The organism is Shewanella oncorhynchi, from assembly GCF_012584455.1.
GTDB lineage: Bacteria > Pseudomonadota > Gammaproteobacteria > Enterobacterales > Shewanellaceae > Shewanella > Shewanella oncorhynchi.
In genome coordinates this window covers 389,449-404,711 of record NZ_JABAEB010000004.1, presented here as the reverse complement: position 1 = coordinate 404,711, position 15,263 = coordinate 389,449, and the positions used below count along the sequence as shown (strand labels likewise).

General features: G+C 47.0%; 12 protein-coding genes. 9 read left to right on the top strand and 3 right to left on the bottom strand.

Annotated elements, in window-relative coordinates:
- Nucleotides 1–30: 30 nt before the first annotated feature.
- Nucleotides 31–1,776 carry a bifunctional metallophosphatase/5'-nucleotidase gene (locus HGO26_RS08490; RefSeq protein WP_168824533.1) on the bottom strand — a complete coding sequence of 582 codons (1,746 nt, stop codon included), beginning with the start codon at nt 1,774–1,776 and terminating at the stop codon, nt 31–33.
- 144 nt (nt 1,777–1,920) lie between these two features.
- Nucleotides 1,921–3,012 (bottom strand): CNNM domain-containing protein, encoded by a 1,092-nt coding sequence (locus HGO26_RS08485; protein WP_028761257.1) that lies wholly within the window; start codon nt 3,010–3,012, stop codon nt 1,921–1,923.
- A gap of 151 nt (nt 3,013–3,163) precedes the next feature.
- Between HGO26_RS08485 and rlmN the strand changes: the two genes are divergently transcribed.
- The 8 genes from rlmN (at nt 3,164) to der (ending at nt 12,132) form a co-directional block, all read left to right on the top strand.
- A complete protein-coding gene (gene rlmN / locus HGO26_RS08480; RefSeq protein ID WP_028761256.1) occupies nt 3,164–4,285 on the top strand; it encodes a dual-specificity RNA methyltransferase RlmN in 1,122 nt (373 codons plus the stop codon).
- 32 nt (nt 4,286–4,317) lie between these two features.
- Nucleotides 4,318–5,106: a type IV pilus biogenesis/stability protein PilW gene (gene pilW, locus HGO26_RS08475; protein ID WP_028761255.1), complete on the top strand. Its 789-nt coding sequence runs from the start codon at nt 4,318–4,320 to the stop codon at nt 5,104–5,106.
- Nucleotides 5,103–6,167 carry a RodZ domain-containing protein gene (locus HGO26_RS08470; RefSeq protein WP_168824531.1) on the top strand — a complete coding sequence of 355 codons (1,065 nt, stop codon included), beginning with the start codon at nt 5,103–5,105 and terminating at the stop codon, nt 6,165–6,167. The genes pilW and HGO26_RS08470 overlap by 4 nt, the downstream gene beginning before the upstream one ends.
- 48 nt (nt 6,168–6,215) lie before the next feature.
- Nucleotides 6,216–7,331 (top strand): flavodoxin-dependent (E)-4-hydroxy-3-methylbut-2-enyl-diphosphate synthase, encoded by a 1,116-nt coding sequence (ispG, locus tag HGO26_RS08465; protein WP_168824529.1) that lies wholly within the window; start codon nt 6,216–6,218, stop codon nt 7,329–7,331.
- Between the two features lie 144 nt (nt 7,332–7,475).
- Nucleotides 7,476–8,753, top strand: a complete 1,278-nt coding sequence (gene hisS, locus HGO26_RS08460; protein ID WP_028761252.1) for a histidine--tRNA ligase — start codon at nt 7,476–7,478, stop codon at nt 8,751–8,753.
- Between the two features lie 13 nt (nt 8,754–8,766).
- Entirely contained in the window at nt 8,767–9,387 is a 621-nt protein-coding gene (locus tag HGO26_RS08455) for a tetratricopeptide repeat protein (protein WP_168824527.1), read from the top strand.
- A gap of 11 nt (nt 9,388–9,398) precedes the next feature.
- Nucleotides 9,399–10,586, top strand: coding sequence for an outer membrane protein assembly factor BamB (gene bamB, locus HGO26_RS08450; protein ID WP_168824525.1), 1,188 nt, complete (start codon nt 9,399–9,401; stop codon nt 10,584–10,586).
- Nucleotides 10,587–10,665: 79 nt separating this feature from the next.
- Nucleotides 10,666–12,132: a ribosome biogenesis GTPase Der gene (gene der / locus HGO26_RS08445; RefSeq protein WP_105251897.1), complete on the top strand. Its 1,467-nt coding sequence runs from the start codon at nt 10,666–10,668 to the stop codon at nt 12,130–12,132.
- Nucleotides 12,133–12,214: 82 nt separating this feature from the next.
- On the opposite strand, the gene xseA is transcribed toward der, so the two are convergent.
- Nucleotides 12,215–13,561, bottom strand: a complete 1,347-nt coding sequence (xseA, locus tag HGO26_RS08440; protein ID WP_168824523.1) for an exodeoxyribonuclease VII large subunit — start codon at nt 13,559–13,561, stop codon at nt 12,215–12,217.
- 120 nt (nt 13,562–13,681) lie between these two features.
- On the opposite strand from xseA, the gene guaB reads away from it, so the two are divergent.
- Nucleotides 13,682–15,148: an IMP dehydrogenase gene (gene guaB, locus HGO26_RS08435; RefSeq protein ID WP_168824620.1), complete on the top strand. Its 1,467-nt coding sequence runs from the start codon at nt 13,682–13,684 to the stop codon at nt 15,146–15,148.
- Nucleotides 15,149–15,263 lie beyond the last annotated feature (115 nt).

The following is a 15,263-nucleotide window of genomic DNA, read 5'->3' as shown; positions in this document are numbered from 1 at the left end:
TTAATGTTTACGCCATGAGGAGCATAGCGCCTAACCTATACGTTGGCTGTGGCTGGTGTAATGCACATGCTGTGACAATAAATCAGACAAATTCGGTGAGCGATTCAAGAATCGAATAAAGGCCTGTGGCAAAGTCAGTGACTCCATCGACTCCTGCCAGCGGGCTTGCAGCAATGGAGAATAACCTTCTTTACCTGCAGCGGTGTAAGATGTTGAAACCCCTACGTAAAGTGACTCAGGTTCAACGGGATACCATAGTGATTGGCTGTCTTGCTGCATCATCTCCAATCTAAATAAACGCTCGCCCAGTGGACGGCGGCCATCGTAGTAATACCGTAGGCCGTAAGTGTAGGGGAAGCTACCCGCACCTGTGCCACGGACACTGTTGTTGGTTGCCGCGTTAATCGCCGATTCGAGCGCTTGATAGAGAAACTGACCTTGAATTTCATACTTAACTAATGGTAATTCGAAGGGGAGTAATTGCCCCATTACATCGGCTAGTGTCAATTGTCCTTGGGCCACCGATTGGCGCACACCGCCAGCATTATGCAGAGCAAAGTTCACTCTTGGGTCGACCAGTTTGGCTTCTTGGAACATGCTGCGACTCACCCAAGGTGCTATTTCACTGCCGTGGGGCAGGGCTTTAGAGGGTAAGCGGGTATGGACTAAGTTCTTCGGCACCAGTGCTAACACTTTGTTTTCCATCTCTGCGATAGCGGGTTTGTAGATGTCTCGGATCACGCCATCGATATCGGCATCGGCATCATCCCAAAAGATATTCGGATGCTGATTAAGCTGCTGGCGCACAGCTTGGTAATCTTGGTTATCGACTGCCGTGTTAGCACTTAAGATAAAGTGTTGATCCAGCATGAAATAGTTGCCGCCCTTTAAATTCAGCACTTTCCCATCAGCGTCAAACGTTATCTCGGCTAAGCCGACGACTTCGGCATATTTACCCGCATGCACTATGGGTGTGTTATTAATAACTTCACCGTAGGGCAGGTTGCTCAAACCTAAGGCGCGAAAATCCCCCTGTAGCGTATGCGTGTGACCGCCGACGATAAGGCTAATACCATCGACTTCGGCCGCGAGGCGTTTATCCTGATCTAAGCCTAAGTGACTGAGCACGATAATATGCTTAATACCTTGATTTTTAAGGTGCTCAACCGTGCGCGCAGTAGTGGCGATAGCATCGACAAAATGGGTGTCGGGATCGGGACGAGCGATCTCTTTCATCTGATCTAAGGTAATACCGACAATGGCTAATGTCTTATTGTGGAAGGGCTTAAGCAGGTATTTCGCGTGTTTTTGCTCATGATCATAATCCAAGATATTAGGCAAACCTCGCAGACAACCGGGTTTGTTGAGATCTTCTTGGCTTAAATCCATATTGCCCGCAAGCAATGGGAAATCAATTTGCTTGGCAAACTCGGCAAGTCTGGCGTTACCTTCATCAATATCGTGGTTGCCAATGACCATAGCATCAGGTGCCAACAGATTGAGTAAGTGGGCGTTGGCCTTACCTTTAAAATGGCTGAAATACAGCGTGCCCTGGAAGCTGTCACCACCATGCAGGAAAATAAAAGGCGTATTAGTTTGTGCAGCGGTGTGACGCGCTTTTGTGATGTGATGGCCGATGCGGGCATAACCACCGCTATGGCTGGTCACATCTAGCTTATGTTGGCCTATGTTAAGGCTAAATTGGACGCGGCAGGGTTCAAAATTCGAATGGGTGTCATTAATGTGCGCGAGTGAGAGTGTGTAGCTCTGTGTCATAACTTACCTCTATTACGGCGGGTGAGTATATACCCAAGCAACCTGAAAATGCGAGTTTCAGAGGGTTCTGAGTTATCTGCATTCTAAAAGAATAAAGGGAGCTAGGCTCCCTTTATATTAACAAGCACTAAACTTGGTTAGCCTTCAGCCGGATTTGGCTTCGTCATCATCGGATGCGGCTTCAAAATCACCGTCATCGGATAGGCGAATGCCTTTTTGCTTCATGCGCTTAGTCCAAAGTTTACGTGCCAATTGCTGCATATCGGTCGCGGGGTCGTTTAGATCGACAATCTCTAATCCTAACATAGATTCGATGATATCTTCTTGAGTTACGATACCTTGGCTACTGCCGTACTCGTCGACCACCATCGCAATTTGGGTGTTACGTTTAATCATACGCTCAAAAAGTGGCAGAATTTTTGCGGTTTCAGGCACCACAAATAAACTCCGTTTAAGTTCACCAATCGGTGCTTCTGGCGTGTAACGCTCTGCTAGCAATACATCGGTGCGGGTAATGTAACCAATCACATCATCATGATCTTGGTCGTAAACTGGAATTCGGGTAAAAGGCTTGTCGCGGTATTGGCGCACAAACTCATTTTGGGTGAGATCTATGGGCAAAGAAAACATCACAGTGCGCGGCGTCATAATCGCCGTGACTGGCATATCTCGCACCTTCAGCATTTGCGTCAAAATTTTTGACTCTTGCTCATCAAGCTCACCGGATTCATGGCCAATTTTGGCCATAGCACTCATCTCTTGGCGTATGTAGTGGCCTTCATCACCTTTGCCCATTAGGCGAGTGACTTGCTGTGACATCCAGATCAGCGGTTTAGTGGTACGTTTCATCCACAGCACGGCAACAGAAACACTCGGTGCGAGGCGACGCCAATGGTTTGCACCCAATGATTTAGGAATGATTTCTGAGAAAAACAGGATAATAAAGGTTAATACGCCCGAGAAAACACCTAACATATCGTCACCAAATACTTTAGCCGCTTGCGCACCTGCAACGGCGGCACCGACGGTATGAGCGATAGTATTTAGGGTAAGGATTGACACCAAAGGGGCTTCGACATTCTCTTTCAATCTACGTAAGCGCGCGGCTGCGGCACTGTCAGTTTGTTCGAGTGATGCGATATAACTTGGGGTAACCGATAACAGAACAGCTTCGAACACACTGCACAGAAAAGAAACAGCGACAGCGACAAGCACTATAATGATGAGGGTTAACATATAGGTGGAATTACAACTCCGTATTTTAGGCCAATATTAGCCCGTGGAGATTCTATCATAGGTGAATTGAGTTACTGGCTAAAATTTATTTGCGTCTGTATAATTCGCCGCCCTGTTGCAGGATCCGGTTTTTGGTGTTGAGGTTAGCTATATGAGTGAAAAGAAGATCAATTTATTAGACCTTGATCGTAAGGCGATGCGCGCATTATTTGCGGAAATGGGTGAAAAACCCTTTCGTGCCGATCAGCTCATGAAATGGCTATATCATTTCGGTGTCAGTGACTTCGAAGAGATGACCAACATCAACAAAGTGTTACGTCAAAAGTTGGCGGCCCGCTGCGAGATCGTTGCACCAGAAATTTCGAGTTTCCAAAAATCGACCGATGGTACGATAAAATTTGCAATTAATGTTGGCCAAGGCCAAGAAGTGGAAACGGTTTATATTCCTGAGGATGATCGTGCGACCTTGTGTGTATCTTCACAGGTTGGCTGTGCGCTGGAATGTACTTTCTGCTCGACGGGTCAGCAAGGTTTTAACCGTAACTTAACGGTTTCTGAAATCGTCGGCCAAATCTGGCGCGTGTCGCACTTTTTAGGATTTGCAAAAGACACGGGCGAGCGTCCGATCACTAACGTCGTGATGATGGGCATGGGTGAGCCATTACTCAATTTAGCCAATGTGATCCCTGCGATGGACATCATGCTCGATGATTTTGGTTTTAGTTTATCAAAGCGCCGCGTGACTTTATCAACCTCAGGCGTAGTGCCAGCGTTAGATAAACTGGGCGATGCCATCGATGTGGCACTTGCTGTCAGTATTCATGCACCCAATGATGAGTTGCGTGACATTCTGGTCCCGATCAATAAAAAGTATCCGCTGGATGAGTTTTTAGCGGGTATTCGTCGCTATATTGCTAAATCAAATGCTAACCGCGGCCGCGTGACAGTTGAATATGTGATGCTAGATCATATCAACGACAGCACAGATCAAGCCCATGAGTTAGCTAAGTTAATGAAAGATACACCTTGTAAGGTGAATCTGATCCCATTTAATCCGTATCCTGGCTCGCCTTATGGCCGCTCATCTAATTCACGTATCGACCGTTTTTCTAAGGTTCTTATGGAATACGGTTTTACTGTCATCGTACGTAAAACCCGTGGAGATGACATTGATGCCGCTTGCGGTCAGTTAGCTGGTGATATTCGCGACAGAACGAAACGTTTAGCGAAAAAACGCATGCAAGAAAACCAGATTTCAGTCACAATGAATTAACTCTTTGTTTGCACAGATTTATAGGCTTGCCCATGAAGCATGGATTGCCAAGGTTTTCATTGATTTTAAGCCTGTCATTATTGATGACAGGATGCGTCACTGAGCGTACTTATACTGGGACAGATATTCCTGTTTCGGAACGAAAGTTAGACAAAGTCGCCGCCGCAAGGGAGCGGATGCAGCTCGGTTTAACCTATTTAAATCGAGGTAGCACGGAACAAGCCAAATACAATCTTGATAAAGCATTAGAATATGCTCCAGAGCTCGAAGATGTGCATACCGCTCTGGCTTATTACTATCAAACCGTGGGCGATTTAGTGCGTACCGAAGAGTCGTACATGAATGCCATTAGTACTAAGGACGCCTCTGGCGATTCCATGAATAATTTCGGGGTGTTTTTGTGCCAACAAAAGCAATACAACAAAGCTGAAAAAATGTTTTTGGCCGCAATTGAAATGCCCAAATATACGCGCACTGCCTCAAGCTATGAGAACTTAGGTCTTTGTAGTCGCGAAGCAGGACAAGCAGAAAAGGCACGACAGTATTTTCAGATGGCGTTAAAGTATGACCCGAGACGCTCGGTGTCATTACTGGAGTTGGCAGAGTTAGAAGTCGATCAAGGTGATTTTATTCAGGCGCGAAACCAATTAGCGCGCTATCACCAAGTGGCTGAGCAAACTCCAGAAAGTTTAGCGCTCGGGATCAAAATAGAGCAGGCAGTGAATGATGATGCCGCTGTGAAGAGATTTGGTATTTTATTGCTTGCCAAATTCCCAGCATCACCTCAGGCCAAGCAATACAGAGTTAATTTGCATCAATGAAAGATCATGAAACCAATGCGCCAGTTGAGTCGGTAGCACCGCAATCAGTCGCGCTAGATGTCACGCTTGGTACTTTATTAAAAGCCGCCCGCGAAAAAATGGGCCTTAGTATTCAAGATGCTGCTGTAAAGCTGCATCTACGTCCTCGTATTATTGAAGATATTGAAGCTGACAATTTTACAAATATTGCCTCATCGACTTATGTACGTGGCTATGTGAAAAACTACGCGCGTATGGTTAGTGCCGATGCGGCTTTGATTGAAGCTTGTCTTGTGCAGCAAGTGCCAGTCGTGACTGAGCCTGCAATGCAAAGTTTTTCACGCAAAACCACATATCAAGCTCGCGATACACGTTTAACTTGGCTGAGTATTTTTATCGTCATAGTGTTACTCGGTTCGTTAGTCGTCTGGTGGATGCAAAAAACGACCTTGCTAAGCACTATTGATGTGTCGCAACCCACGGCTGAAGAGGTCGCAGCAGCGAATCAGACGCTGCCAGGTGATGTGTTATTGACCGAAACGGATGCCAGTCCTCGTTTGACTGAGATTGCCGCAAACGGCTCAATGTCTATCGATGGTCCAATTAAAGATACTGATGCAAGCACTATTGATGTCAGCACAGGACCAACGGACAATAATTATCCTCAGACCGTTGATACGAGTAATGAAGATGGCGGTTCAGCAATCGCAGCCACAACGCCATCGGTTCCGCAAACGACAGCTCCTGTAGTCCAACAGCCTGTTAGTGCAACGCCTTCACCGACCACAACATCAACGACCACTGCCACTGCAGCAAGTACTTTGGTTGCTGTTGCAGGACAATCGATTATAGATGTCCAGTTGACGGGTGATTGCTGGATAAACATTGTTGATGCTAAAGGTAAAGCGTTAGTCGATGGTGTTAAAGGCGCTGGCGCAACAGTGCAAGTGAGCGGTGTGCCACCGTTTAAAGTCATTTTAGGTGCACCCCATGTAGCGACCTTAAGCTTAGATGGTCAAATTGTTAGCCTAGCGGATTTCCCCAAGGGACGAGTCGCGCGTTTAACCTTGCCTAAAGCCTAACGACCGCGTAATGATCTGCAGCACGTACCGAAATAGAGCGTATTAAGCATGTATAATGAAACTCCCATAAAAAGACGTCCTTCCACCCGCATTTATGTGGGTAATGTACCGATTGGTGATGGGGCGCCGATTGCTGTTCAGTCAATGACCAATACTAAGACCACAGATGTTGAAGCGACAATTGCTCAAATTCGTGCCTTAGAGAAAGTCGGTGCCGATATAGTGCGTATCTCTGTACCCACTATGGATGCGGCTGAAGCCTTTAAGCTCATTAAGCAAGCGGTCAATGTTCCTTTAGTGGCCGACATTCATTTTGATTATCGCATTGCTCTAAAAGTTGCCGAGTACGGTGTCGATTGCCTTCGAATCAATCCGGGCAATATAGGCAATGAAGAGCGTATTCGTAGCGTGGTGGAATGTGCCCGTGACCATAATATTCCCATCCGTATTGGTGTGAATGGTGGGTCATTAGAAAAAGATCTAATGGACAAGTACAAAGAACCCACACCTGAAGCCTTGCTTGAATCAGCTATGCGCCATGTGGATATTCTGGACAGATTGAACTTTGACCAGTTTAAGGTCAGCGTTAAAGCCTCCGATGTATTTTTAGCGGTCGAATCTTACCGTTTATTAGCAAAACAAATTCGTCAACCCCTGCATTTAGGCATTACAGAAGCCGGTGGCGCGCGCGCGGGTTCAGTGAAATCGGCCGTAGGCTTAGGTATGTTATTGGCCGAAGGCATAGGTGATACACTACGTATTTCCTTGGCCGCTGATCCGGTCGAAGAAATCAAAGTCGGTTTTGACATTTTAAAGTCGCTGCGTATTCGTAGCCGTGGCATTAATTTCATTGCCTGTCCATCTTGTTCTCGTCAAGAGTTCGATGTGATCAGTACAGTCAATGAGTTAGAGCGTCGCCTCGAAGACGTGACTACCGCCATGGATGTGTCTATTATCGGCTGCGTAGTTAACGGCCCAGGTGAAGCCTTAGTGTCGCACATCGGTTTAACTGGTGGGCACAATAAGAGCGGTTACTATGATGAGGGTGAACGTCAAAAAGAACGTTTTGACAACGACAACATTGTCGATTCCCTCGAAGCGAAAATTCGCGCAAAAGCCACTCAAATGGCGAACCGTATTCAAATCAAAGACACAACTGAGTAATATGTACCCGCATTTGGGCATAGATTACGCCTAATGATGTTGAGCTAGGCCCCGAAACCGACGGGGTCGTTTTACGTTTTACGCTCAAAAGCCTATAATGCGTGACATTTTTATTAATTTAGCGAAATCGGACGAGTCGATACAGTGGCAAAACAGATCCAAGCGATTCGCGGAATGAATGACATTCTGCCAACTCAAAGTCCTCTATGGCAAAAAGTGGAAGCGGTACTACGTTCGAGCGTCAGTGCTTACGGTTACAGCGAAATCCGCACTCCAATAGTGGAAAATACCGATCTTTTTAAACGCTCTATCGGTGAAGTGACTGATATTGTTGAAAAAGAAATGTATACCTTCGCAGATAATAACGGTGACAGCTTAACGCTACGCCCTGAAGGTACCGCGTCGACAGTGCGTGCAGGTAACGAAAACGGTCTGCTATATAACCAAGAGCAACGTCTTTGGTATATGGGTCCTATGTTCCGCCACGAACGTCCACAAAAAGGCCGTTATCGTCAGTTTAACCAATTTGGCGTTGAAGTGTATGGCATTGGCTCGGCTGATATTGATGCTGAAGTCTTGATGCTATCGGCACGTCTGTGGGAAAAACTCGGTATTAGCGAGCACGTCTCGTTAGAGCTAAATACCTTAGGTGATCCTGCTGAGCGCGCTGTTTATCGTGATGCCTTAATAGCGTTTTTAGAGCTGCATAAAGATGCGCTCGATGAAGACAGTAAGCGTCGCATGTACAGCAATCCGCTGCGAGTATTGGATTCAAAAGATCAAAATGTCCAAGCCATATTGGTTGATGCACCTGAGTTAATGGATTTTCTCGGTGAAGAATCAAAGACACATTTTTCACAATTGCGTGAACTACTTGATGCTGTGGGTATCAAATACACCATTAATCCGCGTCTAGTACGTGGTTTAGATTACTATAATCGTACTGTATTTGAATGGGTTACATCTAGTTTAGGCTCACAAGGTACTGTACTTGCGGGTGGTCGCTACGATGGTTTAGTCGCCCAGTTAGGTGGTAAAGATACTCCAGCGGTCGGTTTTGCTATGGGCTTAGAGCGCATTGTCTTGCTGCTTGAAACCTTAGAGCTGACCAAAGATATTCCGCCAGAAGTGGATGTGTATGTCACGGCCATGGGTGATAGCTGTCTGGTCGAAGCCATCAAGGTCGCGCAGGAATTACGTAACGCACTGCCAAACCTTAAAGTGATGAGTCACTGTGGCGGCGGTAACGTGAAGAAACAAATGAAGCGTGCCGACAAAAGCGGTGCGAGTGTGGCACTACTGATAGGTGAAGATGAACTTGCCGAAGGTATGGTTACGGTTAAACATTTACGCAATGACATCGAACAACAACGGGTAGCTCGAAGTGCCTTAGGCGCATTTTTGGCTGAACTGATCAAATAAAGGGGACGTGCGCGTGGAAATTTATAGCACAGAAGAACAACAAGTTGATGCTATCAAGCAGTTCTGGAAAGATTACGGAAATTCAATTTTAATCGGTGCCGTAGTGGGTTTAGGCGGCCTATATGCGTGGAATTATTATTCTGACGTTAAAGTGGCGCAAGCGGAAGAAGCTTCAAAAGCGTTCCAAAATTTGACCACTAAATCTGCCGATGAAGCCGCTATGCTTGCGGGTGTCGCCGAGTTTTCTAAAAATCACGATCAAAAGGGCTATCAAGCCTTGTTAGAACTGATCGTGGCCAAAACTGCGGTAGAAGCGAAGGATTATCCAAAAGCGATTGATGCTTTGAACAAGGTGATTGCGGCTAAACCCGGTGCTGGTTTAGATGTGATTGCGACTTTGCGTTTAGCACGTGTACAAGCAGAGCAAGGTCAAATTGATGCAGCTCTAGCGACCTTAGATCAAGTAACAGATAAAGCTTTCTTCGCTCAGCGCGATGAGTTGAAAGGTGATTTCTTAGTACGTCAAGGTGAAGTTGAGAAGGCAAAAACAGCTTATCAAGCTGCCATGGACAATGGTGGTGTGGTGACAAGCCCTGCGCTTAAAATCAAACTTGATAGCCTAAATCAGGCATAAGGGATCCCTTGATGAAGTCTTGGTGCAAAAACCTGCTAGCCGCTGGATTAAGTCTGGCCATGTTATCCGCCTGTTCGTCGAGCGATGTCGAAGAAGAACCGGTAAGTGAGTTAACTGCCATTCAGGCGACAGTGTTTCCTGAAGTGAGTTGGAGCGCCTCTGTCGGCAATGGTGTTGGTGATTATTATTCTCGCCTCGCCCCCGCCGTTAGTTATGGAAAAATTTTTGCCGCCGACCGTTATGGTGAAGTGGTTGCCTTCGATGAGGCCACTGGCGAGCGCGTTTGGACTAAAGATTTCAGCGAAGAGTTTCGTGATAACGCTTTAGCTAAAAATAAAGGTGCGCGTATTGCTGCTGGTGTGACTGCTGCGCGTAATAAAGTCTTTTTAGGTGGTGAAAGTGGGCTGCTTGCTGCACTGAACGCTGAAGATGGTCAAGTGTTATGGCATGTCGTTGCGGGCGGTGAATTACTGTCAGCTCCCACAGTGGCCGATGACGTCGTGGTGGTCAGTACCAGCTCTGGTTCACTCGAAGCGTTTAACGTCGATACTGGCGCTAAGCTGTGGGTGTATGAAATGCAATTGCCGAATCTGACCCTGCGCGGTACAGGTTCTGCAGCTTACGAAGCGGGTGGTTTCTTCATAGGTACCGCCGATGGCAAAGTGGCTGTTGTGATTAAAAACAATGGTCAAGCTGCGTGGGAACAGGCGATTTACAATCCAACGGGCGGTAACGAGTTTACGCGTATGGCCGACGTGGATATGACCCCCTTGATCCTTGGCGACAACTTATATGCAGTGAGCTACAACGGTAACTTAGTGTCGATGGAACTGCGCACGGGTCGAGTTGTGTGGACACGTAAGTATTCTAGCTTTAACGAGTTAGCATCAGCGGGCCTAAGCTTGTACTTAGTTGACGATCACAGCCGTATCTACTCAGTTGATAAACGTAACGGTTTGGAACTGTGGAGTAATTCTGAGTTAGCTAACCGCACTCTGACATCTCCGGCTGTATATAAAGACTATTTAGTTGTGGGTGATTTCGAAGGTTATTTGCACTTCATCGATCGCAGTACAGGGACGATTGTGGGTCGTGTCCAAGTGGACAGCTCAGGATTATACAGCCAGCCGTTAGTGGTGGATGATAAAATCTATGTTCAAGGTCGCAGCGGAAAGTTGGCTGTTGTAACACTTCAATAGTTAAAAGTGTTATCCTTGCTGAGCCCCTGGAAGTGTGTTCCGGGGGCTTTTTATTGAAAAGTTTTTTAGAGGCAAAATCATGATCCCTGTAGTGGCCCTTGTTGGTCGGCCGAACGTCGGTAAATCCACCCTATTTAATCGTCTTACGCGCACGCGTGATGCGCTGGTTGCTGACTTTCCTGGCCTAACACGTGACCGTAAATATGGTCGAGCATTCTTATCCGGCTATGAGTTCATTGTGGTCGATACCGGTGGTATCGATGGCACTGAAGAAGGGATCGAGACGAAAATGGCTGAGCAATCCCTTGCCGCCATTGAAGAAGCCGATGTCGTTCTATTTATGACCGATGCGCGCGCGGGTTTAACCGCTGCGGATCTGTCGATTGCACAGCACTTACGTAGCCGTCAAAAAACCACCTTTGTGGTTGCTAACAAAGTTGACGGTATTGATGCCGATTCAGCTTGTGCCGAGTTTTGGTCTTTAGGTCTAGGTGAAGTTTACCAAATGGCGGCGTCCCAAGGACGTGGCGTGACCAATATGATCGAATACGCGCTGACCCCTTATGCCGAAGCGATGGGCATTGTGCGTCAAGGTGAAGACGAAGTTACTGAAGAGCGTGAATATACCGAAGAAGAAGCGGAAGCTGAGCAAAAGCGTCTGCAAGATTTGCCTATCAAGCTGGCGATCATAGGTAAACCTAACGTAGGTAAGTCAACCCTGACTAACCGTATTCTAGGTGAAGAGCGCGTTGTGGTATTTGATGAGCCCGGCACGACCCGTGACAGTATTTACATTCCAATGGAACGTGAAGGTCGCGAGTACGTGATTATCGATACCGCGGGTGTTCGTCGCCGCAGTAAAGTACATCAAGTCATTGAGAAATTCTCAGTGATCAAGACCTTGAAAGCGGTTGAAGATGCTAACGTGGTGTTGCTTATCATCGATGCCCGTGAAGGTATCGCCGAACAAGATTTAGGTCTGTTAGGTTTCGCACTCAATGCGGGTCGCGCTTTGGTTATTGCTGTCAACAAGTGGGATGGTATCGACCAAGGCATTAAAGATCGCGTGAAGAGTGAGCTTGACCGTCGTCTTGGTTTTATCGACTTTGCCCGTATTCACTTTATTTCGGCGCTGCACGGTACCGGTGTTGGCCATTTATTTGAATCGATTGAAGAAGCTTACGACAGTGCCACACGCCGCGTCAGCACTTCTATGCTGACCCGTATTATGCAAATGTCGCAGGACGATCACCAGCCACCATTAGTGAATGGCCGCCGTGTGAAGCTTAAATACGCTCACGCCGGTGGTTACAATCCGCCAATAGTGGTCATTCACGGTAACCAAGTGAGTAGACTGCCTGACTCGTACAAACGCTACATGATGAACTACTTCCGTCGTTCATTGAAAGTCGTAGGTACGCCAATCCAGCTGCGTTTCCAAGAGGGTGATAACCCATTTGAAAACAAGACTGAAAAATTGACTATGAGCCAAGAGCGCCGCCGCAAGCGCGCACAAAGCCATATTAAAGACAGAAAAACCAAATAGTGTTTTTTACCAGACACATTTGAAACAAAAGGAACCTTAGGGTTCCTTTTGTGTTTTAAGACTATTTCAGCGTCATGTAGATTTATTCGAGCGGTTTTATTTGAGTGACGGTTGATATCACTTGTCCATGGCGCAAGCGGGTCTGCAAACTATCACCTATGGCCAGTTTATCAGCAGAGTCGACCACTTGATTGTGGATGTCAGTGGTAATGCTGTAACCACGGCTTAAAGTGGCAAGCGGACTGACGGTTTCGAGTTGATGGGCCGCGTATTTTATCCGCTGTTCACTTTGGCTGAGTTTGTCCTGCAATGCATCCTGTAAGCGGCTCGCAAGATAACTTAAGCGGTTACCCTCAATGGCGAGTTTATGCTTGGGAGATTGCTGTTCAAGGCGGCTTGCGAGCAACTGCTGACGGCGGCTGAGTAGATGCAAGCGATTCGACAGCGCGGACTCTAGTCGTAATTGCATCTCATCGAATCTTTGTTCGAACTGCTGCAAAGTCCGTTTAGGGTCTTGGCGTTGCAGTCTGTGCTCTAGCAAACTAAGTCGTCTTTCTTGTTTAAGCTGATAATGTTTCGCGCTTTGTTGCAGGCGCGATAAGGCTGTGGCGAGTTTTTGCGCCTTATTATCACTGTCTTGTGATAATAGCTCCGCGCCCGCAGACGGTGTTGGGGCGCGGATATCGGCAACATAATCACTGATGGTTGTATCGACCTCGTGGCCGACGGCGCTGACAATGGGTAGGGCGCTGTTATAAATTGTGTGGGCGAGGGCTTCGCTGTTAAAACACCACAAATCCTCAAGCGAACCGCCGCCACGGGTGAGCAGTAATACATCTACTTCTAAACGCTGGTTGGCTATATTGATTGCCTGACAAATACTCTGCGCCGCGGTTTCGCCCTGAACTTGAGTCGGATAGATAATGACTTCAATCGAAGGATCGCGCCTTGCCAATACATGTAAAACGTCGCGGATCGCTGCACCCGTAGGTGATGTAATAACGCCAATCCGTTGAATATTTTTGGGTAGCAATCTTTTGGTATCGGCGGCAAATAAGCCTTCGGCGGCGAGCTTCATCTTGAGTGCATCGAACTGCTGGGCGAGTAATCCATCTCCTGCGGGTAACATGGACTCAATTAATAATTGATAGTCGCCTCTGGGTTCATAAACGCTGATCGCGCCTTTGACCAGCACTTGCTGACCATTGATGGGCTTAAAGCTGACCGTTTGGTTACGGCCTTTAAACATGGCGCAACGGATCTGCGAAGAGTGGTCTTTTAAAGTGAGATACCAATGCCCTGAGCTGGGGGAGGAAAAGTTGGATATTTCGCCATTGAGCCAAATTTTACCCAGTTGCCCCTCGAGAATTTGTCTGACTTCACCATTGAGCCGCGAGACAGTATAAATGTTGTTTTTGGTGCCTTGCATCGAATAACTCAATAAAATGGGGATATTTACTATTTTCCATTTACCAGTGGAGATATGCAAGGTATAATCCCGCCGCAATATTTCACCTCTAAATCCTACTCAACTGGGGAGATGTTGCATATGCTACGTTTAATTAAAGAAGCGCTTACTTTTGACGATGTGTTGCTTGTTCCTGCGCATTCGACTGTACTCCCAAATACCGCCATTCTTAAAACTCGCCTGACCAATACCATTGAATTGAATATCCCACTTGTGTCTGCCGCTATGGACACAGTTACCGAAGCTCGTCTTGCGATCGCTATGGCGCAGGAAGGCGGCTTAGGCTTTATTCATAAAAACATGAGCATTGAAAAACAAGCCGAAGAAGTTCGTAAAGTAAAAATTTACGAAGCGGGCGTGGTTCAACAACCTGTAACTGTGACCCCATCAACGACTTTAGCCGATCTGAAAGTGTTAACACTGAAGAATGGTTTTGCGGGTTATCCCGTGGTCAACGAAGCCAACGAGCTGGTCGGTATCATTACTGGCCGTGACGTACGTTTCGTGACGGATTGGAGCAAGACGGTAGAAGAAGTGATGACGCCTAAAGCGCGTTTAGTCACAGTTGCCGAAGGCACTAAATTAGATGAAGTGCAAAAGTTGATGCACTCACACCGTATCGAAAAAGTGCTTGTGGTTGATGATAACTATAAGCTGAAAGGCCTCATCACTGTTAAAGACTTCGAGAAAGCCGAACGTAAACCTAACGCCTGTAAAGATGAATTAGGCCGTTTACGTGTTGGCGCCGCCGTAGGTGCGGGCGCTGGTAATGAAGAGCGTGTTGAGGCTCTGGTTAAAGCCGGTGTTGACGTTTTACTTATCGATTCTTCCCACGGTCATTCCGAAGGCGTTTTACAACGCATTCGTGAAACTCGCGCTAAACATCCTGATTTGCAAATTATCGGTGGTAACGTTGCCACGGCTGAAGGTGCATTAGCCTTAGTCGAAGCGGGTGTTAACGCAGTTAAAGTGGGTATTGGCCCTGGTTCTATCTGTACGACTCGTATCGTGACAGGTGTTGGCGTACCACAAATTACGGCCGTTTCCGATGCTGCTGAAGCCATGAAAAGCTTAGGTATTCCTGTGATTGCCGATGGCGGCATTCGTTTCTCTGGTGATTTAGCCAAAGCATTAGCCGCGGGTGCATCTTGCATCATGGCGGGCTCAATGTTTGCGGGAACTGAGGAAGCACCGGGCGAAACTGAGTTATATCAAGGCCGTGCGTATAAATCCTACCGTGGTATGGGGTCATTAGGCGCTATGTCTCAAGGCTCATCTGACCGTTATTTCCAATCAGATAATGCTGCCGATAAGTTAGTCCCAGAAGGTGTAGAGGCGCGCGTGCCTTATAAAGGCAAGTTGAAGGAAATCATCCATCAACATATGGGCGGTCTGCGTTCATGCATGGGCTTAACAGGGTGTGCCACCATTCTAGAGCTGAATGAAAAAGCCCAATTTGTGAAAGTGACTTCAGCAGGCATGGGCGAGTCCCACGTACACGATGTGACTATCACTAAAGAAGCGCCGAACTACCGTTCAGGTTCTTAATCGTTTGATAAGAGGGGCGGCAATAAGCCGCCCCTTTGTAAAGCGTGTGATCCAATACTCAAGGCTGGCTCTCGCCGCGTTGAGCAATGTTAAAACAATAGATGAGATAAAGGTT